The organism is Dongia soli (assembly GCF_034044715.1).
Lineage (GTDB): Bacteria > Pseudomonadota > Alphaproteobacteria > Dongiales > Dongiaceae > Dongia_B > Dongia_B soli.
Genome location: NZ_JAXCLW010000004.1, coordinates 155,231 through 181,302 on the forward strand (window position 1 = coordinate 155,231; position 26,072 = coordinate 181,302).

Annotated in this window: 20 protein-coding genes and 1 tRNA gene; 4 read left to right on the forward strand and 17 right to left on the reverse strand. The window is 58.3% G+C overall.

Annotated features, from left to right (window positions below):
* Positions 1-2 precede the first annotated feature (2 nt).
* A complete protein-coding gene (locus SMD27_RS15530) occupies positions 3-1,349 on the forward strand; it encodes a VpsF family polysaccharide biosynthesis protein (RefSeq protein WP_320509323.1) in 1,347 nt (448 codons plus the stop codon).
* Here SMD27_RS15530 and SMD27_RS15535 read toward each other — a convergent pair.
* The 3 genes from SMD27_RS15535 to SMD27_RS15545 all read right to left on the reverse strand — a co-directional run bounded on the left by SMD27_RS15535 (position 1,346) and on the right by SMD27_RS15545 (position 5,245).
* On the reverse strand, positions 1,346-2,851 hold the full coding sequence (locus tag SMD27_RS15535) for an undecaprenyl-phosphate glucose phosphotransferase (protein ID WP_320509324.1): 1,506 nt from the start codon (positions 2,849-2,851) through the stop codon (positions 1,346-1,348). The genes SMD27_RS15530 and SMD27_RS15535 overlap by 4 nt on opposite strands.
* Positions 2,852-3,056: 205 nt before the next feature.
* A complete protein-coding gene (pgmG, locus tag SMD27_RS15540) occupies positions 3,057-4,457 on the reverse strand; it encodes a phosphoglucomutase/phosphomannomutase PgmG (RefSeq protein ID WP_320509325.1) in 1,401 nt (466 codons plus the stop codon).
* Positions 4,454-5,245: a WecB/TagA/CpsF family glycosyltransferase gene (locus tag SMD27_RS15545; RefSeq protein WP_320509326.1), complete on the reverse strand. Its 792-nt coding sequence runs from the start codon at positions 5,243-5,245 to the stop codon at positions 4,454-4,456. Before SMD27_RS15545 ends, pgmG begins: the two co-directional genes overlap by 4 nt.
* 356 nt (positions 5,246-5,601) lie before the next feature.
* Between SMD27_RS15545 and SMD27_RS15550 the strand changes: the two genes are divergently transcribed.
* Together SMD27_RS15550 and SMD27_RS15555 are read left to right on the forward strand one after the other, a co-directional pair.
* A complete protein-coding gene (locus SMD27_RS15550) occupies positions 5,602-7,029 on the forward strand; it encodes a mannose-1-phosphate guanylyltransferase/mannose-6-phosphate isomerase (protein ID WP_320509558.1) in 1,428 nt (475 codons plus the stop codon).
* Positions 7,030-7,175: 146 nt separating this feature from the next.
* Complete coding sequence (locus tag SMD27_RS15555; protein WP_320509327.1) at positions 7,176-9,263, forward strand: acetoacetate--CoA ligase; 2,088 nt, start codon at positions 7,176-7,178, stop codon at positions 9,261-9,263.
* Here SMD27_RS15555 and SMD27_RS15560 read toward each other — a convergent pair.
* From SMD27_RS15560 to SMD27_RS15575, 4 genes are read right to left on the reverse strand one after another with little or no spacing between them, the layout of a single operon-like run.
* Positions 9,258-9,956 carry an ABC transporter ATP-binding protein gene (locus SMD27_RS15560; protein WP_320509328.1) on the reverse strand — a complete coding sequence of 233 codons (699 nt, stop codon included), beginning with the start codon at positions 9,954-9,956 and terminating at the stop codon, positions 9,258-9,260. The two genes, SMD27_RS15555 and SMD27_RS15560, sit on opposite strands and share 6 nt — an antisense overlap.
* Positions 9,949-10,743 carry an ABC transporter ATP-binding protein gene (locus tag SMD27_RS15565; protein WP_320509329.1) on the reverse strand — a complete coding sequence of 265 codons (795 nt, stop codon included), beginning with the start codon at positions 10,741-10,743 and terminating at the stop codon, positions 9,949-9,951. The genes SMD27_RS15560 and SMD27_RS15565 overlap by 8 nt, the downstream gene beginning before the upstream one ends.
* Positions 10,740-11,921: a branched-chain amino acid ABC transporter permease gene (locus tag SMD27_RS15570; RefSeq protein ID WP_320509330.1), complete on the reverse strand. Its 1,182-nt coding sequence runs from the start codon at positions 11,919-11,921 to the stop codon at positions 10,740-10,742. Before SMD27_RS15570 ends, SMD27_RS15565 begins: the two co-directional genes overlap by 4 nt.
* Positions 11,922-11,923: 2 nt before the next feature.
* Entirely contained in the window at positions 11,924-12,841 is a 918-nt protein-coding gene (locus SMD27_RS15575; protein ID WP_320509331.1) for a branched-chain amino acid ABC transporter permease, read from the reverse strand.
* 261 nt (positions 12,842-13,102) lie between these two features.
* Here SMD27_RS15575 and SMD27_RS15580 point away from each other — a divergent pair, with 261 nt between their 5' ends.
* Positions 13,103-14,269, forward strand: a complete 1,167-nt coding sequence (locus SMD27_RS15580; protein WP_320509332.1) for a branched-chain amino acid ABC transporter substrate-binding protein — start codon at positions 13,103-13,105, stop codon at positions 14,267-14,269.
* Positions 14,270-14,349: 80 nt separating this feature from the next.
* On the opposite strand, the gene SMD27_RS15585 is transcribed toward SMD27_RS15580, so the two are convergent.
* From SMD27_RS15585 to SMD27_RS15630, 10 genes are all read right to left on the reverse strand, one after another.
* Positions 14,350-15,810: an aromatic amino acid lyase gene (locus tag SMD27_RS15585; RefSeq protein ID WP_320509333.1), complete on the reverse strand. Its 1,461-nt coding sequence runs from the start codon at positions 15,808-15,810 to the stop codon at positions 14,350-14,352.
* Between the two features lie 340 nt (positions 15,811-16,150).
* Positions 16,151-16,226 (reverse strand) — tRNA-Lys (locus SMD27_RS15590).
* Positions 16,227-16,384: 158 nt separating this feature from the next.
* The gene (gene rodA / locus SMD27_RS15595; protein ID WP_320509334.1) at positions 16,385-17,545 is read right to left on the reverse strand and encodes a rod shape-determining protein RodA; all 1,161 of its coding nucleotides are present in this window, start codon (positions 17,543-17,545) and stop codon (positions 16,385-16,387) included.
* 60 nt (positions 17,546-17,605) lie between these two features.
* Positions 17,606-19,489, reverse strand: a complete 1,884-nt coding sequence (gene mrdA / locus SMD27_RS15600) for a penicillin-binding protein 2 (protein WP_320509335.1) — start codon at positions 19,487-19,489, stop codon at positions 17,606-17,608.
* Positions 19,486-20,004, reverse strand: coding sequence for a rod shape-determining protein MreD (mreD, locus tag SMD27_RS15605; RefSeq protein ID WP_320509336.1), 519 nt, complete (start codon positions 20,002-20,004; stop codon positions 19,486-19,488). Before mreD ends, mrdA begins: the two co-directional genes overlap by 4 nt.
* Positions 20,001-21,050, reverse strand: a complete 1,050-nt coding sequence (gene mreC / locus SMD27_RS15610) for a rod shape-determining protein MreC (protein WP_320509337.1) — start codon at positions 21,048-21,050, stop codon at positions 20,001-20,003. Before mreC ends, mreD begins: the two co-directional genes overlap by 4 nt.
* Before the next feature lie 145 nt (positions 21,051-21,195).
* Positions 21,196-22,239 (reverse strand): rod shape-determining protein, encoded by a 1,044-nt coding sequence (locus SMD27_RS15615; RefSeq protein WP_320509338.1) that lies wholly within the window; start codon positions 22,237-22,239, stop codon positions 21,196-21,198.
* A gap of 414 nt (positions 22,240-22,653) precedes the next feature.
* Positions 22,654-23,673: a ketol-acid reductoisomerase gene (ilvC, locus tag SMD27_RS15620; protein ID WP_320509339.1), complete on the reverse strand. Its 1,020-nt coding sequence runs from the start codon at positions 23,671-23,673 to the stop codon at positions 22,654-22,656.
* Positions 23,674-23,759: 86 nt separating this feature from the next.
* Positions 23,760-24,269: an acetolactate synthase small subunit gene (ilvN, locus tag SMD27_RS15625; protein ID WP_320509340.1), complete on the reverse strand. Its 510-nt coding sequence runs from the start codon at positions 24,267-24,269 to the stop codon at positions 23,760-23,762.
* A gap of 38 nt (positions 24,270-24,307) precedes the next feature.
* Positions 24,308-26,068: an acetolactate synthase 3 large subunit gene (locus SMD27_RS15630; protein ID WP_320509341.1), complete on the reverse strand. Its 1,761-nt coding sequence runs from the start codon at positions 26,066-26,068 to the stop codon at positions 24,308-24,310.
* Between the last annotated feature and the right edge of the window lie 4 nt (positions 26,069-26,072).

Here is a 26,072-nt window from a genome sequence, read left to right on the forward strand (position 1 = left end):
AGGTGCAGACCGCAATACGTGGATATACGCTGGCTGAGCCTGAATGGACAAGCCCTGTTCAGAATGTCGCCGTAAAGGAGAGTGTCGGCCTGCGCATTAGCTTTCTCTTGGCCGCGCTTGGGCTTTTCCTTTACCTCACGGTATCAGATCCGCTTTTGGCGATGCTGGGAATTCCTTATACTGCTCCCTCTGGAAGCTTCATTTATAAGCTCCATCCCGCCACGTATCTCTGTCTGCTTGCCCTTCCAATCGCTTTCTTTTTCAGCAGCCGTTCGTGGCGGACCCGACATCGTCTCCGCCAGAATGTCAGCTATTGCCTGTATGGTCTCGTGATCGTCATGCTGATGGTCTATACGACCTACCGCTACGGCACATCCGGCAGTGCATTCCTGATCGATACGCTCCTGATGCCTGCCGTGATCGGCTTGACGTTGAATTTTTATCCGGACAAGTGGCGAGCATTTCTGTTCAAGATGATCTTGGTCATCTGCTGCGTGAATGCACTTCTCGGGATCGTCGAAGCAATGACGCAATGGCGCTTGGAGGAATACAGCGTCGCCGGCGGAACCTTGATCATCGAGAATGAATTCCGGGCGACCGCCCTCATGGGACATCCTCTGACCAATGCTATGGTGATGAGCCTGGCGACATTCGGCATGCTCGTGTGGTGCCGGCATTGGATGTCGAGAATTCTGGTTGCCTTCCTTGCGCTCATCACGCTTCTCGCTTTTGGTGGCCGCACGGCTTTTTTGCTGACCAGCCTTCTGCTCTCGCTTTGCGCGGCTTATGCCATCATACAGTCAGCCAGAAAGGGACGGATACGCGCTTGGCATTTACTCGTCTGCCTGATCACCTTTGGGTTGCTCTGCGCAATTCTCGGGGGCGCCATCCTCTATCTCGATCTAGGCGCACGCATTTTTGAAGGTTTAGTCTGGGACGAAAGCGCCGATATACGCCGGCGGAGCATGATGGCCTTCGACTTTTTGTCGATCGAACAGCTTCTTCTTGGCGTCTCGCCCGGGGAAATTGCAGAGATCATCCTCCGGATCAATATTCGGAATCCGATCGAAATTATCGAGAATACCTGGATCGTCCTTACCCTGCAGTTCGGTGTTATCAGCTTGGTGATGCTCATCGCCAGCTATGGCTTCCTACTCCTGCAGCTCGCCCGGAAAGCGCCACCCCTGATGAAAGTCGGGCTTCTTTCCTTCCTCATCCTCACATCGTCCAACAATGCCTTGTCGGTGAAAACCATGGTTCTGGTCTTTACCGTCAGCGTTGTCATGACGTCAGAAAGCTTTGTCCAACTTCACGACAGACGCCGCATCAGATATCGATCACGGCGCTAGTATGCATTCTCCGTTCGCGCCACGACCACTATCGTCAGCATCAGAATTTTCAAATCAAACAGAATTGACCAATTGTCGATGTAATAGATGTCGTGCTCGATACGAGCGCGGAGAATCTCTGGATCGTTGACCGCACCGCGCAAACCGCAAACCTGCGCCCAACCGGTAATGCCTGGCTTCACGCGATGCCGCTCGGCATATTCCTTGCTGATTTCCTGGCAGAGGCTGTCTTTCACCCGCATCCCCACCGCATGTGGCCGGGGGCCCACCAAGGACATGTTCCCGCACAGAACATTGAAGAGCTGGGGCAGCTCATCGATGCTCGTCAGACGCAACCATTTGCCGACCCGCGTAACCCGTGGATCGTCCCGTTTGGTCTGTTCCCGCGCTTCGAAATCCGAGGCTGCGACATGCATTGTGCGGAACTTGAGTATTTCGATCTTCTCGTTCGACAATCCCAGCCGGGGCTGCCGAAAGAAGATCGGGCCGGGACTATCCAGGCGTATCGCAATCGCCGTCGCCAGCATGATCGGCGAGAACAGCAACAGGATGAGCGCCGAGAAAATCAGATCCATGCATCGCTTCGCAAGTCGGCCCGAGAGCGACATCGGCCGATGTATCACATCCAGGAAGAGCGGAGCCCGTCGAGCATAGCTGCGCGTCTCAGGTTCGATGCTCATGATATCCGGAACAAGCGCGATATCGATCGGCACCGTCTTGAGGCGGCGCAGGATATCCAATATACGCCGCTCGGCATTCAGCGGCAGGGCAATCAGAACCTTATCGACGTGATTGGTCTTGACGAAATCGACCAGATCGGACACGCCACCCTGGACATTCAAATCCCGGATACGAGATGGGACGCGCCCGATGCGGTCATCGAAGATGCCGATGAGCTTTATCTGATCCTGATATCGGCCCTTCAGGAGCTGAACCAGCCGATACCCGATATCCCCCGCACCGATTACCGCAACCGTCGTGGAAAGCTGCCCCTTGGCGATCAGGCTATGCAGATAGATCCGCGATCCCGTCCGCTGTACGGCCGTTACCCAGGTGGGAACCCCGACCAGGCCAACCATAAGCGTCGTCTTGTCGATCGCACCGTTTGCCGGAATCGTAACGCCGATCAGCAGGAACTCGAGGATGAAGGCGATGATGACGGCGACGGCAGCGATCAGCGTCGGAACGATAACGAAATTGAAAAGAGTGACGCTGTCGGTGGTTATCCTTTCATAGCTCTTGGCCAGGCTATGAAGAACAATGAAGACGAGAAAGGCGATTGCCGGAAAATGTTCGAGCGAGGTGCGCTGTAATTGGTCCACCTCTGCATGTCTCAAGATGACGAAGCTGAGGGCCGTCGTCACCGAAGAGAAGATGAGAACATCGCCAACTGCCAGCAGCAATGTAAGAAACTGGCCGCCACCAAACCGGCCGAGGCTTTTTCCGATCGATGGTCTTGGCGCGACCTTCGGTAAGACGGAATCGGTCGATAAACGTCGCATTGTGCCCCCCTTGGGCGCTTATAACAGCGATTTATTTGGCACAAACTTCTCCTTGCCCCCCAGGCATCGGCAAAGTCTGTTTCCATGAATTCAATGCATCTCCCGGATGTCCCCCGGATGCGATGCAAGTCATTTCGACCGCTCACTGCGTTAAACCACGATGTTGTCTCGGTCCAACGCAATAACAACGCACGACGAAGATCAGTCAATGGATCGTAATGTCGACGTCCTTCATGATCCGCTCCAATTCGCGGCGTAGGTCATTCAACCTTTGAGGACTATTCGCCTCTACGCGTGCGACGAGGACGGCTTGCGTGTTGGAGGCTCGAAGAAGCCACCAGCCGTCGTCACGTCGAACGCGAATGCCGTCTATGTCGCATATGTCTGCACCATCCCCTTCAAGAGACGAGCGGACCTGATGGATTACGGCGAACTTCCTATCATCGGCGCACGGAAACCGAAGCTCCGGCGTGTTGTAAGTTGCTGGCAAGCGATCCACTCGTTGCGCGAGTCCTTCTTTCATGCGGGCGACGACCCCAAGAAAGCGCACTGCAGCATATAATCCATCATCGAAGCCGCCCCACCGGTCAGCAAAGAAAAGATGCCCGCTCATCTCGCCTGCCAAGGGTGCACCGGTCTCAGCCATCTTCGTCTTGATAAGCGAATGTCCCGTCTTCCACATCAGCGGACATCCGCCCAGTCGCTTGATTTCATCAAACAGCGTCTGGCTCGACTTCACATCTGCGATAATGGTCGCCCCAGGATGCGATTTCAGCACATCCTCTGCCAGTATCTGCAGGATTTGGTCGCCCCACAGAATACGGCCCTGCGCATCGACCACGCCGAGGCGGTCTCCGTCACCGTCGAAAGCGAGGCCGACATCCGCCTTCTCGCGCCGCACGGTTTCGATGAGGTCGTGGAGGGTTTCCGGCAATGTGGGGTCTGGATGATGATTTGGAAAATTTCCGTCTATATCGGCATAGAGGGGAATATGACGACCGGGGAGTTGCGCGATCAACCGCGACATCGCTTCCCCCGCAGCGCCATTCCCAGTATCCCACACCACCGTCAGTTCAGTGGCACCGCCATCCCATCCGGCACTCAATGCGGCAACATATTGATCAAGCACCGGCCGGTCTGAGATCTGCCCTTTGCCTACCGTCGTCTTGCTCTCCGGCAAGGTCGTCGCTATCTCGCCCAGGTGAGTGATCATCTTGCCATAGAGCGGCTTGCCACCGAGCATCATCTTGAAACCATTGTGATCCGGCGGGTTGTGCGAGCCGGTCACAATAACAGCAACCGCAGCTTCGAACTTCTTCTGTGCCCAATACAACATCGGCGTCGGGCCCAGGCCTATCCGGATGACGGAAAGCCCGCCTTCCACCAGGCCCCTTATCAGTTCCGCTTCAAGGGCGGGACTGGACAAGCGACCGTCCCGGCCCACAACCGCGGTGGTACCGGCCTTCTGTTCCTCGGCCAATACAGCGAGGCATCGCCCAAGCGCATAGGCATCTGCGGGGAACAACGTCTCGTTCACGATGCCGCGTATATCGTATTCCCGCAGTAATGTGCGATGGAACCGGTGCTGTATCATGGTGCTGATCATCTCGGTAGCCTTGCCTCCGGCAAGTTTCCGTTGAACCTGATATCGTCGGCGATAGCGATGAAGAACGGCCAAGAATCGACGAAATAACGCCGAAATAGACGACGGGGCTCTTGCAACACACGCCACAGCCACTCCATGCCGCATTTACGGAAGACTAGCGGCGCACGCTTGGTGACCCCGGCAAAGAACTCGAGGCCAGCCCCGAACGCAAAGGCGTACAGATCGCCCAGCATCGCCCTGTTCTGGTCGATCCAGATTTCCGATTTAGGGATGCCAAGCCCGAAAAACAGATGCGTCGTGCCATGCTGCCTGATTTTTTCGGCGAGGCTTGCGCTATAACCGGCATCTCTGTCGAAGCCAAAAGGCGGCACGACCGCAGCAATCTGTTCAGCAGTAAATCCTCGCCCTACCAACCAGGCCGTCAAGCGATCCGCGGTTTGTTGCTGAGCGGCCACGAAAAAGGGCCGGTGCATGTCGGGTGAAAGCGTACGGAGAATATCGGGAAAAAGATCTGCGCCCGTTATTCGTTCGGGGACAGCCGCGCCGCGGCAGCGCGCGTAGAGATAGACGGGTGCCCCGTCGATGGTTACTTTCCAGGCGCGGGCATAAGCCTCGCGAAATCGCGAATTTTTCCGTAGGGTCACCACGTGATACAGGTTCGTGGTAACAAGGAGCTTCGCGCCACTGCTTCGTTCAATTTTCCCCTGACATATTTCCCGCACGATTTCGTCGTTCGTTGCCAGACTGAAGCGGATACCGAAGACCGGCCGACTGACACCAGCACTCATCAGGTCCCCCACTTACCATTCCCAGCTCTTTGCCATTTACATCTACCCAGATGCCCGACAACGCAGGCTTGACTTACTATCCTTGCGTTCATCCCTCTCGCGCAAGGACTTCCTGCGATTAACGTGCATTCATCGCCAAAATGAAATCTCGCTGAGAACAGCTTCCCCGTTCTCAAGGAAGAAAAGTGATTGCGCTGGGAATGGTTTTCCAGAACGAGCTTCTGGTCTTACCTCGTTGCAACGTATGCGTTCTTCGTTTGCTTCATTCTAGAAGTTCTTTCAAAGTCGCTATAAGCTTTCGACATAGGGGCATCGTTTGACGGGGGCAAAGCGTGGCTGAGCAATTTCCTCCAATCGTGCCGGTCGTTCTGTCCGGCGGCATCGGCAGTCGTCTCTGGCCATTATCTCGCGCACATTATCCAAAACAGTTTCTGCCTTTGGCCAGTGAGCAGCCCATGCTGGCTGACGCAGTCACGCGCGTACACGGCGCAGAATTCTCCGCACCGATCGTTGTCTGTTCCCATGAACATCGCTTCATGGTCGCCGAAGCGTTGCGCAAGACTGGCGTAACAGCCGGACGACTTGTCCTCGAACCTGCCGGGCGAAGCACGGCACCCGCGGCAGCCGTCGGCGCGTTGATCGCCCAGGCAGAAAACTCTGATGCGGTGATCCTGATCATGCCGTCGGATCATTTAATTGCCGACAAAGCGGCGTTTCGCGATGCGGTTCTTTCCGGGCTGGAAGCAGCCATTGACAATGCCATCGTTACCTTCGGTGTCATTCCAAACCGCGCCGAAACAGGCTATGGCTATATTCAGCGGGGACGGCGCATCAACAATCACCGCAGCGTGCATATCGTCGACCGCTTCGTCGAAAAACCGGATCGGGCCACGGCCGAAAGGTTTGTCTCCTCGGGTGAATTTCTCTGGAATAGCGGTATTTTTCTTTGTTCAGCACGGAGTTTCCTCGCTGAACTGGCAACATTCGAGCCGGATGCGCTGGCAGCGGCACAAGCCGCTCTCGATCATGCGAAGCCCGACCTCGACTTCATCAGACTGGATGCGGAGAGCTTTGCGGCGGCGCCATCAATCTCGGTCGACAAAGCCGTGATGGAGCGTACCAGGCGAGCCGTCGTCGTCCCCATGTCGATCGGATGGAATGATGTAGGGTCCTGGAACGCGCTTTGGGAAATCTCACAGCACGACCCGGAGGGCAATACTCTGATGGGCGATGTGATCGCCTTGGACACGAGGGAAAGTTATATCCGCTCGGAAGGCGGCCCACTTGTCGTCTCGCTCGGACTCGACAACGCCCTCGTCGTTGCGACGGACGATGCGGTCCTCGTGACAACTCAGGCCCATGCCCAATCTGTCGGCCAAATCGTGGACCGGCTGAAGACCCTAGACCGGCCGGAGCGGCTTCAACGCAGCACGGTTTATCGTCCCTGGGGAACCTTTCGGGTGATCGATCACGGGCACCGCTTCCAGGTGAAGCAGATACGCGTTGAGCCCGGGGCTCGCCTTTCCTTGCAATACCATTTTCATCGGGCAGAACATTGGGTGGTGGTCGAAGGCACCGCACGTGTTGTCTGCGGCGATCGCAGCTTCCTGTTGCGAGAGAACGAATCCACTTTCATCTCCGCTGGCACACCACACCGGTTGGAAAACCCGGGCCGCGTGCCATTGACCTTGGTGGAGGTTCAATCCGGGAGCTATCTCGGCGAGGACGACATCGTCCGATTGGATGACACCTATGGTCGCGCAGATGCAATGCCTAAAGAATAGGTAGAGCATATCACCGGCATCCGACGATGCGTCCAGGTCGAGGACGAAACGTCTAGGCGCACCCGAGAAATAGCACTCATGTCACGTCGAGCGTTTGTGAATCGACAAACTTTTCTCGATGGCTGATCTTCTCCAAACGACCTCGCATGATGCTGGACAGCGGGATCAAGAAAAAATTTCTTTATGCAGGAGTCTTCCCGATCCTGCGGGCCGCTCTCAACACCAAACGTAATCTGCGCCTGATGGAAAGAACGACCGACATGACGGAAATGTTGTGGCAGCCGACAGCAGCTCAGATCGATAGCGCCAACATCACGCGGTTTCGAAAAAAGGTTTCCGAAGACTGGATGACGGATATCCCCGACATAGCGACGCTATGGAATTGGTCCGTCGCCGAACCCGGGAAATTCTGGCGATCTGTCTGGCAGTTCACCAACGTCATCGGCGAAGGCCCTGGGAATCCGATACTGGTCGAGACCGGCAAGATGGAGGAAGCCCGCTTTCTTCCCAACGCCAAATTGAATTTCACCGAAAACCTGTTGCAATTCTCCTCTGACCCGCAGAAGAAAACAGCGGATGCGATCGTATTTTGGGGAGAAGACAAGGTAAAGCGCCGTTTGACCTTTGGCGGGTTGCGCGATCAGGTAATTCGCCTGGCCAGGTATTTTCGGTCGCAAAATCTTCAGCCCGGCGATCGCATTGCCGGCTTCGTGCCCAACATGCCGGAAGCTGTCATCGGCGCTCTCGCTGCTGCGTCGATCGGCTGCATCTGGTCTTCCTGCTCACCGGATTTCGGTGTACAGGGTGTCCTCGATCGTTTCGGCCAGATTGCACCGCGTCTATTGCTGGTTGCGGATGGCTATTGGCTCAACACCAAGCCGCATCGGTGTCTTGGTCGCGTCGCCGAATTCATCAGAGACTTGCCGAGTGTCGAGCGGATCCTGGTCATTCCGTATTTGAGTGACACACCAGATTTGAGCTCACTCCCATCCGCAATCTTATATCCGGATGCCTTGGCCGTTTCGTCCGGTGCGACCGATGATTTCGAGTTCCTGCGCTTCCCTTTCAATCATCCGCTTTTCATCATGTATTCCTCCGGCACGACCGGTGTTCCCAAATGCATTGTGCATGGCGCCGGAGGAACATTGATCCAGCACCTCAAAGAGCATCAGCTCCACTGCGACATTAAACCTGGAGACCGGCTCTTCTATACAACCACCTGTGGCTGGATGATGTGGAACTGGCTGATTTCCGGCCTCGCCAGCGGTGCGACTATCATGCTTTACGACGGCGCTCCTTTTGCGCCGGATGGGAATATCCTTTTCGACTATGCGGAGGCCGAGGGCTTTACCCATTTCGGTACGTCGGCCAAGTATATCGATGCCTGTTCCAAGGCCGGCGCGAAGCCGGCCGAAACGCATAACCTATCCACCTTGCGGATGATGACCTCGACCGGCTCGCCATTGGCCCCGGAAAGCTTCGACTATGTTTATCGCAATATCAAGCGCGATATCTGCCTCGCATCGATTTCCGGCGGCACGGATATTATCTCCTGTTTCATGCTTGGCAACCCGGCGGGGCCGGTCTGGCGGGGCGAGATTCAGATGCGTGGGCTCGGCATGGCGGTCGAGGTCTGGAACGCCGAAGGCGAGCCGGTCATTGGCGAGAAAGGCGAACTGGTCTGTACCAGCCCTTTCCCCTCGATGCCGGTTGGCTTTTGGCAGGATGAGGACAACCAGCGGTACCGGGCCGCCTATTTCGAACACTTCCCCAATATCTGGCGTCATGGCGATTACGTCGAACTGACGGAACACGGCGGCATCATCGTCTTTGGCCGTTCCGATGCGGTCCTGAATCCCGGCGGTATCAGAATTGGCACAGCGGAGATCTATCGCCCGGTCGAGCAATTGGAAGAGGTCCTGGAGAGTATCGTCATCGGACAAGAATGGCAGAACGACACCCGCGTCATCCTTTTCGTCCGGCTGCGGGACGGGATCGAACTGGATGCAAAGCTGGTCAATCGAATTCGACAGAAAATTATGGCCAGTGCGACACTCAACCATATGCCGGCAAAAATTTTACAAGTGGCGGATATTCCCCGCACCAAATCCGGCAAGATCGTCGAACTGGCCGTTCGTGACGTGATACACGGCCGGCAGATCAGGAACCGGGAGGCGCTTGCCAATCCGGAAGCTTTGGATCTGTTCCGCAATCTGCCCGGCCTCAGGTCATAGATAAAGCTTCCGCACCACATCGTTGTCGAGCAGCTCCCGGGCGGAGCCGGAGGCGGCAATACGACCTTTGATGAGCAGATAACCGCGATGGGCGATCGACAGAGCCGTCTCGGCATTCTGCTCGATTAGCAGGACCGAGGTGCCACGCCGGTTTATCTCGGCGACCGTATCGAAATATTCATCGATCAGTTTCGGCGACAGTCCCAAGGAAGGTTCATCCATTACCACCAGCTTCGGCTCCGCCACCAAAGCACGCGCCAGCGCCACCATGGCTTGCTCACCACCCGATAATGTGCCGGCATTCTGCTTGATCCGCTCCTTGATCCGCGGAAAGAGCGTCGCCATGGCTTCGAGCCGCTCCTCGAAGTCCCCACGGCCACGCGCGGCATCGAAACCGAGGCGTATATTTTCCCGCACCGTCAACTCGGGGAACAGGCGCCGGCCTTCCGGTACGAAGCCGATGCCAAGGCCGGCCAGAAACTCGGTTTGCAGCTTGGCAATATCCTTGCCGAATAGCGAAATCCTGCCCGCCTTCAGCGGCAACAAGGCGGCGATGGCACGGAAGGTCGTGGTCTTGCCCGCACCATTTGGCCCCAGTAGACAGACAAGCTCATTCTGCTGCACCGCCAGCGAGACATCGCGCAACATCGCCATGGCGCCGTAATTCGTGCTGACCGACGCCAGTTCAAGCATGAGCCGCCGCCTTCCGCCCCAGATAAGCTTCCTGGACCCGTGGCATGTTACGGATGTCCTGGAAGGAGCCTTCGGCGATCTTGCGTCCGTATTCGATCACCATGACCCGGTGCGGCAATTCGGCGACGAGACGCATATCATGTTCGATGATCATGATCGACAGTTCCGGTCTTCGAGCAGTAATCCCTCGTATATCCGCGATCAAAGCATCCGTATCGCGATCATCCATACCGGAAGATGGCTCATCGAGCAGCAGCACCTTCGGCTCGGCTGCCAGCGCCCGAGCGATTTCCAGCCGGCGCCGATCCGCCTGTGCCAGTTCACTCGCCGCTCGTTCTCTCTGATCATAAAGACTGGCCGAGACCGAGCGAAGTAAATCGCCGGCTTTTGCTGCCGCCTGCTGCAACTCGCCCCGTGCCTTGGAAGGTCGCAGCAAAGCATCGAAAACACCCGAATGCGTGCGGCTATGCATGCCGATAATCACATTGTCGAGGACGCTAAGATCGGCAAACAACCGGCTCGATTGGAAGGTGCGCGAGACGCCCATCTGCACGATACGATGCGCCGGCAATCCATTGAGGGGCCGATCATTCAGGAAGACTTTTCCAGCACTTGGACGGTAGAGCCCGGTGATCAAATTGAATAAGGTCGATTTTCCGGCACCATTCGGGCCGATGACGCCAAGGATTTCTCCTGCCTCCAAGACGAAGTCCACGTCATCCATGGCAACCAGGCCGCCGAAGCGGATCGTCAATCCCTCCCCTCTCAATACGGCGTGACCGCTCATTGACTCCCTCCGTAGCGTCGTAGCCGCTGGGGGAAAAGGCCCTGGGGTCGGATCATCAGAAAGAGAATGACGACGATGCCGAAGAAGAGAATGCGGTAATCGGAAAAGGCCCTGAGCTTTTCAGGCAGCATCGTCAGCAGGAACGCACCCACAATCACGCCCAAGATATTGTCCATCCCGCCGACGATGACCATGGTCATGATGGTGACGGAAACCAAGAAAGTGAAATTGTCTGGTGAGATGAAGGAGATATAGAACGCATAAATGGTGCCCGCAAAGGCCGCAAGGAAGGCATCCACCGCAAAGGCCAGGACCTTGTACCAGATGACATTTATTCCTTGGCATCGCGCTGCGAGTTCATCCGCCCGCAAGGCATTCCAGGCGAGGCCGATGCGAGACCCATGCAGGCGTTGGGCGGAAATGATTGCGATGCCGACCAGCACGGCGGAGAGATAATAGAAATTTGCCTGGCTTGGTAGTTTGATGCCACCGAGGAGGATTGGCGAGGCAAAGGAATGGCCAAACAGGCTGGGCGCCGGAATGCCGACCAGACCGTTCGGGCCACCGGTCCAGTCGAAATTGTTCAGCAATTGATGAATGACGACGCCGAATGCGATCGTCACCAATGCCAGATAGCTCTCGCGGGTCCGCATCGACGGCAGGCCGAGCAGGAAGCCGAATGCCGTTGCCACCACCGCGGCCGCCGGCAAAGCCAGCCAGAAATTGATATCGAAGTGAATCGCCAACAATGCGGAAACATAGGCGCCGATGCCGTAGGAGGCGCCGGTTGCGAAATTGGGGATATTGGCGCTGCCAAGCTGAAAATTCAGGGCGATCGCCAGAACGGCATAGAGCTGCGAGACGATGAGAAGATGCAGCGCATAGGTATTACCGTTGAGCGCCAGCGGAAAGAGCAGAACCAGCAGAATGGCCAGGCCGACTGCCAGACGACTGGCGCGGCTGAACGCACCGCCGATCCGCTCCTCCCAGTCTGACCGGATCTGCATGACGGCGAACCCGACGCAGAAGAGCAACAATATGCCACCGACAAGTCGCCAATCATCCGCCAGCAGGAAAAACCGGAGCAGGATCGCACCCACGAGTTCCGACGCGACGACGATGGCGAAGTCGCTGAAGGTCGGCCGCGTCAAGCGGCCCGAATCCAATGCCGTAGCCATGTTCATACCTTCTCGACCGCAACGGATCCGAACAAACCGGCCGGCCGGAAGACGAGCACGAGGATGACCAGCAGGAAGGCGAAGACGAGACGATAGGATGCGCCATCTGGCAGGGTCGCCTGCACGACGGTATCCAAACCTGCGATTAGCAAACTGCCGATGATCGCGCCGGGCATGCTGCCCAACCCGCCAACCACGGCTGCCGAGAAGCCGATGAGCCCCGCCTGAATGCCGAAATCGAATCGCGTGACACCGGCATAGCTGGCATAAAACAGGCCGCCAAGACCACCGACCGCCGAGGTGATGAAGAAGGTCGCACGAAACACGCTGCTGGGACTGATCGCCATCAGCCGGGCCGCCTCCCGGTCCTGCGAGACAGCACGGATGCGCACACCGAGCGGCGTATGTCGCAAGAGAAGAAACAGCAATGCCACCACAACGATCGAACTGCCGATCACCAGCAGGTTGAATGCCGGCAGAGTGAAGCCTTCGGTCGGGTTGAAATCAGCTTCGATCAATCGCGGAAAAGGCTGCGGGTTATGGCCATTGGGGAAGAGATGGCCGACCGATTCCCGCAAGGCGATGCCGAGCGCCACCGTCGCCACCAACGCCATCATCGCCGGTGCGTCGCGGAAGCGGCGGATGACGAGCCAATCGAGCACCACACCAAGGATGCCAGTCGCTACAACGGCGATGAAGCAAGCGATGAGCAAGCCGATGGCACTGAGACCGCTTGCCGAGGCGCTCAAACCCTGCAAGGCAGCCAGGGCAACGAAGGGTGCCACCAGAGATACATCGCCATGGGAGAAGTGGATGACCTTCAACACGCCGAACAGCAGGCTGAAGCCGACAGCGATCAGCGCATAGATGCAGCCTAGGGTCAGCCAGTTCAGGCCCTGTTGCATCAATTCGGCTGTCATTCGACCTAAACTCCACCCGGCTCGCGATCGAGCTCTTTATTGGTTGGACACTCCCTGACAGTGACTATGTCGGGCTTTTACCGACTTGACCAGACTGGCAAGCGACGGAATTTCCGCTGTTCTGCTTCGAAAAAAACGATTTGTTGCACCCAGGACGCAATGTAACCCTATTCAATCGGTTAAGGGTTGCGAACGGTATCGTGTGGCGCTCTCGGGCCGCTCGCATCGATAATGAGAGCGGCAAGAAGGGGGAGCAACATAATGAAAAAGCGAAGGAACACCGCACAAAGAACCACTTGGCCCATCTCTATCAAATCCGCAACCAAACTGGTTTTTGGTCTGCTGGCCGCTGCGCTCATCTCAAGCACATCCTATCAACCGGCCTCAGCCCAGGAAGTCATCAAGCTCGGCTTCATCGGTCCGATCAGCGGGGGCAATGCACCGCAAGGCTTGGGGGCGAAGAATGGTTTCCTGCTCGCCATCGAACAGGCAAACGCCTCGGGCTTTCCCTACAAAGTCGAACCGGTGGTGCTGGATGACGCGGCCGATCCCCAGACCGGTGTGTCGGCAGCTTTGAAACTGGTCAATGATCCTGCCGTGATCGGCGCCATCGGCCATTGGAACAGCGCGGTAGCGCTGGCAACCATTCCGATCTTCGACCGATATCAAATGCCATTCATCGTGTGGGGTGCGATCAGCCCAAAGATCACTGATCTCAACCTGCCTTACGTCACCCGCGTGACACCAACCCTGGTAAACGAGAACCTGCCGCTCGCCGCCTGGGCCGCGAAGGATCTGAAGGCGAAGAAGATCGCCATCGTCTCGGACACCACCGATTACGGCAAGGGCAATACCCAGGCCTTCGGAGATTTTTTCAAGCAGAATGGCGGCGAGATCATTGCTGCCGAAGCGGCGCCCGTCGGTACCACCGATTTTCGCGCCATCCTCACCCGCATCAAGGGTCTCTCACCCGATGCAGTCTATTTCGGTGGCGTCATCACCGAAGCCGGCATTCTGCGCAAGCAGATGATCGAGCTCGGCCTGAAGGTACCGATGATCGGCATTTCCGGTTTCTATGATCCGGAATTCATCAAGATTGCCGGCCCCGCCGCGGAGGGCACCATGGTCAGCTATCCGAAATCGGCTAGCAATTCGAAGATCGAAAAACTCGATCAGGATTACGCGGCGCGCAAATTCGACGAACCGGAGAGCCCCTATACCAAATACGCCTATGACGCGACCGGTATCCTGCTCACCGTCATCAAGGAAAAGGGCATCAAGGATAAGGAAGCGCTCGCCAAGGCCATTCGCGCGATCAAATATGACGGCGTGCTGGGCGAAACGACGTTCGATGCCAATGGTCAGACCCAGATTCCCGTCGAGATCGAGGTAAAGGAAGTCAAGAACGGCGCCTGGACGGATCATTGATACTGACGGACTGCTGATCGAGCCAAATAGTCCGGACCGTCATACGGCATCCAGGCAACTGGGTGCCGCTTTTATGCACGTCAGTCGCGTAGCGCCTCCGCAACGTCGTAAATATCATCCTGGAATGTCCCCGTGAGTGCGGCCAACTGGTCGGCATAGATGCGTGGCCCCGTCACTGGCGGAAAGATGGAGCGGATGCGTTCCAGGATCGCTTTCAATGGCGGCGGGGCCTCGCGTTCCGTCACATGCAATGCCTGCGATGCGATAACGGCCAGCATCGCCAAGGCGGCGTCCAGGCATCGCCCGGCTTCGTCTTGTGCACGCCAGGCAAGACCGGTTAGCGGCGCGACGTCGTTCTGGCCGAAGCCTCCCGCCTCGCTGCCCGGCAGGAAGGTACGTTGCGCGACGCGCCGTGCCTGCTCGGCATAGCCAACCTGCACGAAGCCGATGATGCCGATATATCCCTCGTCCGATCCATGCAATTGATCCGGCAGGAGCGAGTATCGGCCGTCGAGCAGTTTCGTCGTGTGACGCTCCGCGATCATGCAGAGATCGGCACTGGCCGCCGCGAGATTATCGAGCGCCGGATAGGCCCGGGCGTTGTGATAGCCGCCATTGCTGTAGACGCGTCCATAGGGATGTTGCACGTCTGGCCGTTGCGGATCGGGCTTCAGGAAAACCGGATTGTCGGTAATCGAACGCAAGGAACCGGCGGCGATATCCTCCGCCTGGGCGATGACACGGCGGAACTGGCCAAGGACACGCGGCAAAATGCGATAGCTGACCGGCGCTTGATACGATCGCCGTTCTGCCGCCCCGCCATTCAGCAAGTGCCGCAGACTGCGCAAGGCTTCAGTTTCGTAAGGATCATCCCAAAGCTCCTCGAACTCGGGCGCATAGGCTGTAAGCGGCGCCTTGATCGCCTCGGCGGACAAAGCGAAGATCTGTTCCGCCATCGCCAGCCGGCGACGCATGGCCAGGGCCGCATCGGCGATCAAGGCACTGGCGGCTGGCGATCCGTTGATGAGAGACAGCGAGTCCTTTTCCGCCAGCGGAAAGCGCTCCGCCACCGCGACGAAAAGCGGCGCAGTCCAGAGAATCTCGCCAGCACCACCCTGCCCCGCCACCGAGACCTTGGGCAACCGGCCGCTATTCAGCAGCGCCGCGATCTCCACCGCCAGTTCCGGCGAGATCGCCGCATGGCCTTCGATGAAATTCGCCAGCCGCGCCAGCACGATGCCGCGGGCGACGCGTTCCGGCGCTGGAGCGCCAAAAGCGGCCACCGTGGCGCGCGGCGGCTTTTGCGCATGCTTCCGCCGCGCCTCACCCTGCAGCCGCAAGCTTGCGAATTGGCCATAGCCGCTGGTGACGCCATAGATCGTGACATTGGGATCATTGTCGATGAGGCGCATGAAAGCCTGGCGGCTATCGACCATGCATTGCAATGCCGTCGCTCCCAATCGCACGCCCTGCCCTTGCCAAGCGACCTGATGATAGAGATCCAGCGATAGATCGGCGCGGCGATTGATTTCGAACGGCATGGCAGTCTCCCCCTTCAAAACCCATCCCCCATGCGATGATGGAGATGAGATCACGCGTTCTTCATTTTGCGATAAAGGTATCGCCAGCAAGCAGGCAGATCGACCGGCGTCAATGTGCTGGCCGGCATTCGCAAATGACACTGGTGCTGAGACGGCCGCAATGTCGACCAGCTTCTCTGAAGCAGGTCGGTCTCGGGCGAAAAATCTTAGCCCGTGCTGATCAAAATTTGGCGTAGCAAATATCTTGATGAAGTCGGAAGAGCGCACCGCCGACCCATGCGAATGCAAAATACCCGGCGGTAGCCGGACGCTTTGAAATGCTACATTTCTCGGGGGAAAATGGTGGGCGCACAAGGACTCGAACCTTGGACCCGCTGATTAAGAGTCAGCTGCTCTACCAACTGAGCTATGCGCCCCCCGGTCTGGATCAGCCGGGTCAACCAGGTGTTCGTCCGGCCTCATCGTCAATCCGGCCCGCCGTATAGCAGAACCGTGACAGCTTTGTCGATAGCTAATTATGAAGATTTTTTTCTTTACCGACCAACCGGTTAGACAGCGTCTGGGTCCGCCCGGCTTACTCATCGTCGCTGCTGCGGCGACCAAGCCGCATATCGCGATGCACGTAAACCGAGATCACCAGGCCGAAACCGATCATCACCGTCATCATGGCGGTGCCGCCATAAGAGATCAGCGGCAGCGGAATGCCGACGACAGGGATCAGACCCATCACCATCGCGGTATTGATGAAGAAATACAGAAAGAGATTCGCCGACAGTCCATAGGCCAGCAGCCGTCCGAAATGGCTGCGCGATCGGAGTGCAATCACGATGCCGTAAAGCACCAGCAGGCTGTAGAGGCAGACCAGGACCACGCCGCCGACCATGCCGAATTCCTCGGCGAACATCGTGAAGATGAAATCCGTCTGGCGTTCCGGCAAGAAATCGAGATGGCTCTGCGACCCCTGCAGGAAACCCTTGCCGAAGACGCCGCCGGATCCCAGTGCGATTTTCGACTGCGTGATGTGGTAGCCCGCACCCAGGGCATCCTGGCCGGGATCAAGGAAGGTCAGAACCCGCTTCTTCTGGTAATCGTGCAGGAGATCGGAATTCCAGGCTAAATAAGCGCCGGCAATTGCAATTGCAAAGACCACGGCGAACTTCCACCAGCGCACGCCGGCAGCAAAGAAGATTGCACCGCCCACCATCGTCAGCATCAAGGCAGTACCCAGATCGGGCTGCTTCAAGACCAACCCCGTCGGCAGCAAGGCCATCAGGGTCGGAATGATGAGCACCGTCGGGCGTCCCATGTCTTCGAAGGTGAAGCCATGGAAGTAGCGTGCCAGGGCCATCACCAGCGCGATTTTCATGATTTCCGAAGGCTGCAGCTGGATAATCTTCAAATCGATCCAGCGCTGCGCGCCCATGCCGATTTCACCGGCGACATCGACATAGATTAAGAGAACGAAGGCTATCGCATAGAGCGGATAGGCGATCTTCATGAGACGCCGCAAATCCACCATGGCGATCGCCAGCATCATGACAAAGCCGATGCCGAAACGCCCCATCTGCCGATCCATCCAGGGATCGTAACTGCCATGGGCGGCGGAATAGAGCATGGCAAAGCCGATCGACGCCACCGTGCAAATCACCAGGACCATGCTCCAGGTGACGTTCCTGAGCTTCGTGCCGATGGTCATCTTGCGCGGGCCGCGCGCGGTATGCAGCTGGAGGACCATTACCGCCTCCATGCCACGGGACGGCCAGTCGGGGACTGGCAAGCAATCAGCATATCCCGTTCAAGGCATTTCATTGCGCCCGCCCTCGATATTGGGATTGCGGCGCGACGGATCGCGGCGCTGGCACTCGATCAGGATATCACGCGCGATCGGCGCCGCCACGGTCGAACCGCCACCGCCATGCTCCACCACCACGCAACAGGCATAGCGCGGCGCATGTACCGGCGCGAAGGCAACGAACAAGGCGTGGTCACGCTGGTTCCAGGGCAGATCCTCGTTCTTGCGTACGCCCCTGCTGCGCTCGGCCATGGTGATCCGACGCACCTGGCTGCTGCCCGTTTTACCGGCCAGTTCCATCCCGGGAATGGTGATCCGGGAGCGGAAGGCGGTGCCGCGCTGTTCGTTGGAGACCCGGTCCATACCGGTCCGAACAATCGACAGCCAGTCGGCATCGACTCCGATCGATGGATAGGTGCTGGGACCGTCCACTTTGACTTGGCTGGCATCGCCCGCCGCCCGCATCAGATGCGGGCGCACCGCATAGCCGCCATTGGCGACCCGCGAGACCATCACACAGAGCTGCAAGGGCGTCGCCTGCACGAAACCCTGGCCGATGGCATTGACCAGGGTTTCGCCTTGATGCCATGGCTCGCCCATCGTCGCGCGCTTCCAACCCCGATCCGGTATCAGCCCGTATTTCTCTCCCGGGAGATCCAGCCCCTCCGGTTGCCCCAAGCCGAAGAGGCGCGCCATCTCGGCAATCGCATCGATGCCGATGCGTCGCGCCATTTCGTAAAAATAGACGTCGCAGGAATTCTTCAGCGCATCGGTCATGCCCTGCGTGCCATGTCCTTCCTTGCGCCAGCAATGGAACCGGGCATTGCCCAAAGCGGTGACGCCGGAACAAAACACCGTGGCGCTAGGATTGATCCCGGCTTTCAGGGCAGCCAGCGCGGTCATCAGCTTGAAGGTCGAGCCCGGCGGATATTGTCCTGCGATTGCCTTATTCGTCAGCGGGCCGTAGATATCCGTGGTCAGAGCCTGCCATTCCAGCGATGTCAGGCCACGGCTGAACGCCGCCGGATCGTAAGAGGGCGTGGATGCCAAAGCGAGCACGTCGCCGGAAAAGATATCCATCACGACCGCCGCGCCGGCAAGCTCGCTGGCGAGACGCTGATGGGTGAATTGCTGCAGGCCGATATCCAAGGTACTGACCAGGTCCTCGCCCGGCTGGCCCTCCTGCCGCGTCAACTCGCGGATCGTGCGGCCGACTGAATTGACCTCGAACTGGCTTTCGCCGGCCTTGCCGCGCAGGAGCATTTCATATTGCTTCTCCAGCCCGTTCTTGCCGATGTGAAAGCCCGGCAGTTGCAGCAGCGGGTCAGGATCCTTGGTCAGATCGGTTTCGGAGACGGAGGCGACATAACCCAGAATATGGGAGGTGATGCCGCCGTAAGGATAATGGCGCTTCTGATCTACATCGATGCTGATGCCGGGGAGATCGGGTAGATTGATCTCGACCTGCGCTACCTGTTCCCAGGTCAGATCCTCCTTGACGGTGATCGGCATGAAGGCGCGGTTGCGCGCCCGCTCGCGCAGCACCTTGGTCCGCTCGCGCTCCGACATCGGCACAAGCTGGGAAAAGTCCCGCAAGGTTTCTTCCAGATCGGGCGTCTGCTCGGCGATCAGCATGGCCCGGTAATTGGGAAAATTATTGGCGAGCGGCACGCCGAAGCGATCGAGGATCAGGCCACGCGAAGGCGGCAGCAACCGGCGATTGATGCGATTCTCTTCCGCCAGTACCTTGTATTTGTCGGATTCGAGAACCTGCAAATAGTACATGCGGCTGAACAGCGCCGAGAGGAGCAGAACCTGCCCGCCGCCGAGCAGGGCGACCCGGCGGGAAAAGACGCGCTGAATGGTTTGTGATTGCTGCTTATTCATTTCTCGGGCAGCAAGCTGCGTTGGAGATGGCCGAACACATACGACAGCAAGGGGTAACAGACAATAACGAAGAGATACAGGAAGATGACGGGCCGCAGATCGGGAAAGCTGGAATCGACCATCGCCGTCAACAACCAGCTCAGCAGAATGATGATGGCGGCGAACAGCATGAAGACCGGCCAGATGACGAAGAACGGCATGTTGCGCAAGGTGCGGGCCTGGGACCGGGTCAGGCCATAGAGACAGAGCAACGATACGGTCCCTACCCCCATCGGCGTCACCGCGAGAAGATCACTGATCAGGCCGATCGAGAGAGCTGACCAGGCGGTCATCAATTGAGGTGTCTTCAGTCCCCAGTAAAAGACGGAGATGATCACCAAGCTGATGCCGATGGTACCTAATTCTGGCAGATGCCAAGGCAACAGACCGATCAGCAACAGCAGCAGCGTCAGGCCGACCGGCGTCGCGCCGCGCGACCACTTGTCGACGCGCTGCCAGAAAGGGGATCTGATCACTCGGAGTTGGCCGTTCCCTGGGTTGATTTCTTCTGGGCCTTGGCCTTGTTGATGGTCGCACCCTCTACCGGCTTTTTAGCCGGCTTGGCAGCCGTCGGCGCGGTCTGCGTCTCCTTGGGAGCGGGTGTCGTTGTCGGGCTCAGAATGCCGTCAATCGCGCTGAAGCGGGTGGGATCATATCCGGCGGGATCGATCCCGAGATCATCCGACAAGATGCCCGGCAAGGCGTAATTGACCAGCCGCAGATATTCCAGCCGCGCGAGATCGGCGAAGGGACGCACGCGGATATGCCCCTCGCCGATCGCTTCCACCGAGCCGACCGGCAGGCCGGCCGGGAAAGTACCACCGGCACCCGACGTCACCACCTGGTCGCCAATCTTGATATCGACATCGCGCGGCAGATAACGCAGTTCAGGCCTCGGCGAATTGTCGCCCGCGAGCACCGCCTGGTCTCGTGTGCGGTCGATGATGACCGGGATGCGGGCATTAATGTCGGTGACCAGCAACACCCGCGACGCGCGATAGCCAACCTCCAGAACCCGCCCCGCCAAACCGTTGCCGGTCATGGCCGCCTGCCCTTTGGTGACCCCGTCACGCATGCCCGCGAGGATCACCACCGAGCGGATGAAGCCCGAGGAGCTATCGGCAATGATAGGCGCGGAGATATAGGTCGCTTTCGGCTCGGGAACGAAATGGAGCAAATTCCGCAGGGAATCGTTTTGGACCTGCAATTCACGCGCGACACGCTGCCATTCAAGCAGGGTTTCATTTTGCTGCTTCAGCGCACGGTTCTCGTCCGCCAACCGCACATAATCCGTGACATCCGACGCCACGTGCCGCACCGTCTGGATCGGCGTTGAGATCGCTTCCAGCACCGGCGCCAGCATATCAATTATCGCCATCCGCGCACGGGATACGACAACCGTATCCGCCTTGCCGATCAGCAACGTCATGAAGGCGATGCTCAACAGCAGAACAAAAGCAAAACGCTGAAGCCAGATCTTAAAGGGAGATGCTGCGCCGATTGTGCTCGTTCGCTGCTTCAAATCCCTACCTCCGCACCCAAGGGCATAGCAACCGCTAATGATTCCCGGTGGTTATCGCATGTTCCCACAGGTTGAGCTCAGGTGCAACGATTATCCTTACGGAATCCCTGCATATTTGCTCGGTCCGTAGGATACTCAACTAAAGTTAATACATATTTATCAAAACGTGGCGATACGCCTTAATATCTTCGAGACACCGGCCGGTGCCCAAAGCGACGCAGGAAAGCGCGTCATCCGCGATCGACACCGGCAGGCCGGTGGCATGGCGCAGCACATAATCCAGATTGGCGAGCAAGGCGCCGCCACCCGTCAGGACGATGCCCTTATCGACGATATCGGCTGCCAGTTCGGGTGCAGTATGCTCCAAGGCGACCTTGACCGCCTCGATGATCGCCCCTACCGGTTCCGCCAGGGAATCTGCCACCTGGCGCTCCGTGATCACCAATTCCTTAGGCACGCCATTCATCAGGTCGCGGCCCTTGATCTCCATGACGCGCCCGTCCCCGTCTTCCGGCGGGCAGGCCGAGCCTATTTCCTTCTTGATCCGCTCGGCCGAACCTTCGCCCACCAGCAGATTATGGTTGCGGCGAATATAGCCGATGATGGCCTCATCCATCTTGTCGCCGCCCACCCGGACCGAGCGCGAATAGACGATACCGCCAAGCGACAGAACCGCCACCTCGGTGGTGCCGCCGCCGATATCGACGACCATGGAGCCGGTCGGCTCGCTCACCGGCAGACCGGCGCCGATCGCGGCGGCCATGGGCTCTTCGATGAGATAAACCTTACTGGCGCCAGCGGATTCCGCTGATTCCTGAATGGCGCGGCGCTCGACAGCGGTCGAGCCGGACGGCACGCAGACGATAATTTGCGGGCGAGCGAAACTGCGGCGGTTATTGTGAACCTTGCGGATGAAATGCTTAATCATCTCTTCCGCCACTTCGAAATCGGCGATGACGCCATCCCGCAACGGGCGGATAGCCTGGATATTGCCGGGCGTACGACCCAGCATCAACTTGGCCTCGTCACCCACCGCCAGCACATGCTTTTTACCGCGCACATCGGCAATAGCGACCACCGAGGGCTCATTCAGGACGATGCCCCGGCCCTTGACGTAAACCAGCGTGTTTGCGGTGCCCAGGTCGATCGCCATATCTGACGAAAGCATGCCGACCAGTTTTGAAAACATTAAACCTCACCCGTCGCAATCTGGCCGCGGGGACGCTGGCCGTTACTCTTTTTGCCGGTTGACGCAGGCCAGGCCCTGCCGTCAGTTTGCGCGCGCATGAGCCGCACTTGGGCAGCCAATCACCGATCGATACCAATCCGTGGATCTGTCACCCCAGAACACCCTCAATAGAAGCCCGATTCTCTCAAAATCGAACCGCCCTGGCCGGAATTGCTTTTACCGCCCGTCCACGGCGGCGACAAGAGGGAACAAAGCGATTCTCAAAGAAATGCGGCTATATTCGACGAATCCCATATGGTCGCCGCTAGACCACCAATCTCGGAATCGACGAAGCTGTGCCGACAAAGCGAAAGGCGGCCGGATCGCTCCGGCCGCCTCACTGCATAAGGACGTATGTTTGCGCCCGATAATCGCTCAGTTCTTGCTCTTATCGACCAGGCGATTCGCCTTGATCCAGGGCATCATGCCGCGCAGCTTTTCACCGACCTGTTCGATCGGATGCTCGGCTTCGCGGCGACGAGTCGCCTTGAAGCTCGGCTGACCGGCGGCGCATTCCAGTACCCAGTCGCGAACGAAACGGCCGGACTGGATGTCATCCAGAATCCGCTTCATTTCCTTCTTCGTTTCCTCGGTCACGATGCGCGAGCCGCGGGTATAGTCGCCGTATTCCGCCGTGTTGGAAATCGAGTAGCGCATATTGGCGATGCCGCCCTCATAGATGAGGTCGACGATCAGCTTCACTTCATGCAGGCATTCGAAATAGGCCATTTCCGGCGAATAGCCAGCTTCCGTCAGGGTTTCGAAACCGGCCTTGATGAGGGCGGTCAGGCCGCCGCAGAGCACCGCCTGCTCGCCGAACAGATCGGTTTCGCATTCTTCGCGGAAATTTGTCTCGATGATGCCCGAGCGGCCGCCACCGATGGCGCTGGCGTAAGACAGGGCCAGTTCCAAGGCATTGCCGCTGGGATTCTGCGCCACAGCAACGAGGCAGGGCACACCGCCGCCCTTGGCGAATTCGCCGCGCACCGTATGGCCAGGACCCTTCGGCGCGATCATGATGACGTCGAGATCCGGGCGCGGCTCGATCAGCTTGAAGTGGACGTTGAGGCCATGGGCGAAAGCGAGAGCCGCACCCTGCTTCATGTTCGGGCCGAGATCCTCCGCATAAAGCTTCGCCTGCAATTCGTCCGGCGTCAGGATCATGATGAGATCGGCCCACTTGGCCGCTTCGGCCGGGGTCATCACCGTCAGGCCGGCAGCTTCCGCCTTCTTGGCGGAGGCCGAACCGGCGCGCAACGCGACCCGCACGTCCTTAACGCCGCTATCCTTCAGGTTCAGCGCATGGGCATGACCCTGGCTGCCATAACCGACGACGGCAACCTTCTTGTTTTTGATCAGATTGACGTCGGCATCACGATCATAATAGACGCGCATGATATCGTTCCTCGTTCAGAAATCGTCAGTGGTATTGCTGTGGCCCGTGGTCGGGCACGTAAACTTTTGAAGCGATCAGCCGGGTTTTAGATCGCCTCCGCCCCGCGCGCAATGGCGACGACGCCGGTGCGCGAAACCTCGACCAGCCCCAAAGGCTGCATGAGATTAATGAAGGCATTCAGTTTCTCGGTCGATCCTGTCATTTCGAAAACGAAGGATTCGATTGTGGAATCGACCACGCGGGCGCGGAAAATATCGGCAATACGCAGGCTCTCCACCCGCTTCTCGCCGGTCCCGCGCACCTTCACCAGGACCAACTCGCGCTCCAGCGACGGACCGTCCAGCGTCAGGTCGGTGACGCGGTGGACTGGGACAAGCCGCCGCAACTGGTTCTTGATCTGCTCGATGATCATCGGCGTCCCGCTGGTGACGACCGTTATGCGCGAGAAATGCGCCTGGTTATCAACCTCGGCCACCGTCAGGCTTTCGATATTATAGCCGCGACCGGAAAACAACCCGATGACACGCGCGAGCACTCCGGCCTCGTTATCGACAAGGACGGAAATCGTGTGCCGCTGCACCTTACCTTGTTCCACGCCCCCAAACTCCTTCTTTGATCGTTGATGCCGGCCAATCAGACCAGCACCATACCTTCTTCCGAAATCGGCTTTGCCGACTGATCTTCCGGCCCCAACAGCATCTCGTTATGCGCGGCACCGGAGGGGATCATCGGGAAACAATTTTCCTTCTCGTCGACCGCCACATCGACGATCACCGGTCCTTTGATGTCGATCATCTGCTTGATGATACCGTCGAGTTCCGAGGTCTTGGACGCCCGCAGCCCATGCGCGCCGAAGGCATCCGCCAGCTTCACGAAATCCGGCAAAGCATCACTGTAGCTTTCGGAATAACGGCCGCCATGCAACAGTTCCTGCCATTGCCGCACCATGCCCATCCAGCGGTTATTGAGGATGAATATCTTCACCGGCAGGCGATACTGCACCAGGGTCGAGAGCTCCTGGATATTCATCATGATCGAGGCTTCGCCAGCGACATCGATCACCAGTGAGTCGGGATGCGCCACCTGGACGCCGGTCGCGGCGGGCAGCCCATAACCCATGGTGCCTAAGCCGCCCGAGGTCATCCAATGATGCGGTTTCTCGAACTTCAGGAATTGCGCCGCCCACATCTGATGCTGGCCCACTTCCGTGGTGATATAGAAGTCGCGGTCCTTGATCGCCGAATAGAGCCGTTCGAGCGCATATTGCGGTTTGATAATCTCGGAATCCTGCTTGTACTTCAGGCAGTCGCGGCCGCGCCATTTGTTGATCTGGTCCCACCAGGCGGAGAGAGCCTTGGCATCGGGGCGGATCTGGCGCGCCTTCCAGATGCGCATCATCTCTTCGACGACATGGCCGACGTCCCCGACCACTGGCACATCCACCCGAACGTTCTTGTTGATCGAGCTGGGATCGATATCGACGTGAATCTTTTTCGAGTTCGGCGAGAAGGCCGAGACCTTGCCGGTCACCCGGTCATCGAACCGCGCGCCGATATTGATCATCACGTCGCAATCATGCATCGCCCAATTGGCTTCGTACATGCCATGCATGCCGAGCATGCCGATCGACAGCGGATCCGAGCCTGGAAACGCGCCGAGCCCCATCAGGGTCTGGGTGCAGGGAAAGCCTGTCAGCCGGATGAAGTCGACCAGCAACTGCGCCGCCGCCGGCCCTGAATTAACCACGCCACCGCCGATATAAAAGAGCGGCTTCTTCGCGCTCGCCATCAGGGCGATCGCCGCCTCGACCTGCTGGCGATCCGGCTTCACCGGCGGATTGTAGCTGCGGTGACGTTCGCCGGCGTGATTGGTGTAGGTCCCGGCGGTCTGCTGGACGTCCTTCGGCAGATCGACGACGACGGGCCCGGGACGACCGCTGCGCGCCACGTGGAACGCCTCGTGGATCGTGCGCGACAGGTCATCAACCGATTTCACCAGGTAATTATGCTTGGTGCAGGGACGAGTGATGCCGGTCGTGTCCGCTTCCTGGAAAGCATCATTGCCGATCAGATGCGTCGGCACCTGGCCGGTCAGGCAGACGATCGGGATCGAATCCATCAGCGCATCGGTGAGACCAGTGACGGCATTGGTCGCGCCGGGGCCTGAGGTTACGAGAACGACGCCAACCTTGCCCGTCGAGCGCGCATAGCCTTCTGCCGCATGAACCGCAGCCTGTTCATGGCGAACCAGGATGTGCTTGATCTGGTTGTGCTTGAACAGCGCGTCATATAGCGGCAGAACGGCCCCGCCCGGATAGCCGAAGATCACCTCAACCCCTTGATCGATCAGCGCTTTGACAATGATCTCCGCGCCCAGGATCGGTTCGCTGGCCATATCG

Coding starts and splice junctions, on each gene's coding strand:
- SMD27_RS15535 (WP_320509324.1), bottom strand. CDS start 2,851: ATGCGACGTTTATCGACCGATTCCGTCTTACCGAAGGTCGCGCCAAGA.
- pgmG (WP_320509325.1), bottom strand. CDS start 4,457: ATGATCAGCACCATGATACAGCACCGGTTCCATCGCACATTACTGCGG.
- SMD27_RS15545 (WP_320509326.1), bottom strand. CDS start 5,245: ATGAGTGCTGGTGTCAGTCGGCCGGTCTTCGGTATCCGCTTCAGTCTG.
- SMD27_RS15555 (WP_320509327.1), top strand. CDS start 7,176: ATGATGCTGGACAGCGGGATCAAGAAAAAATTTCTTTATGCAGGAGTC.
- SMD27_RS15560 (WP_320509328.1), bottom strand. CDS start 9,956: ATGCTTGAACTGGCGTCGGTCAGCACGAATTACGGCGCCATGGCGATG.
- SMD27_RS15565 (WP_320509329.1), bottom strand. CDS start 10,743: ATGAGCGGTCACGCCGTATTGAGAGGGGAGGGATTGACGATCCGCTTC.
- SMD27_RS15570 (WP_320509330.1), bottom strand. CDS start 11,921: ATGGCTACGGCATTGGATTCGGGCCGCTTGACGCGGCCGACCTTCAGC.
- SMD27_RS15575 (WP_320509331.1), bottom strand. CDS start 12,841: ATGACAGCCGAATTGATGCAACAGGGCCTGAACTGGCTGACCCTAGGC.
- SMD27_RS15580 (WP_320509332.1), top strand. CDS start 13,103: ATGAAAAAGCGAAGGAACACCGCACAAAGAACCACTTGGCCCATCTCT.
- SMD27_RS15585 (WP_320509333.1), bottom strand. CDS start 15,810: ATGCCGTTCGAAATCAATCGCCGCGCCGATCTATCGCTGGATCTCTAT.
- rodA (WP_320509334.1), bottom strand. CDS start 17,545: ATGGTCCTCCAGCTGCATACCGCGCGCGGCCCGCGCAAGATGACCATC.
- mrdA (WP_320509335.1), bottom strand. CDS start 19,489: ATGAATAAGCAGCAATCACAAACCATTCAGCGCGTCTTTTCCCGCCGG.
- SMD27_RS15615 (WP_320509338.1), bottom strand. CDS start 22,239: ATGTTTTCAAAACTGGTCGGCATGCTTTCGTCAGATATGGCGATCGAC.
- ilvC (WP_320509339.1), bottom strand. CDS start 23,673: ATGCGCGTCTATTATGATCGTGATGCCGACGTCAATCTGATCAAAAAC.
- SMD27_RS15630 (WP_320509341.1), bottom strand. CDS start 26,068: ATGGCCAGCGAACCGATCCTGGGCGCGGAGATCATTGTCAAAGCGCTG.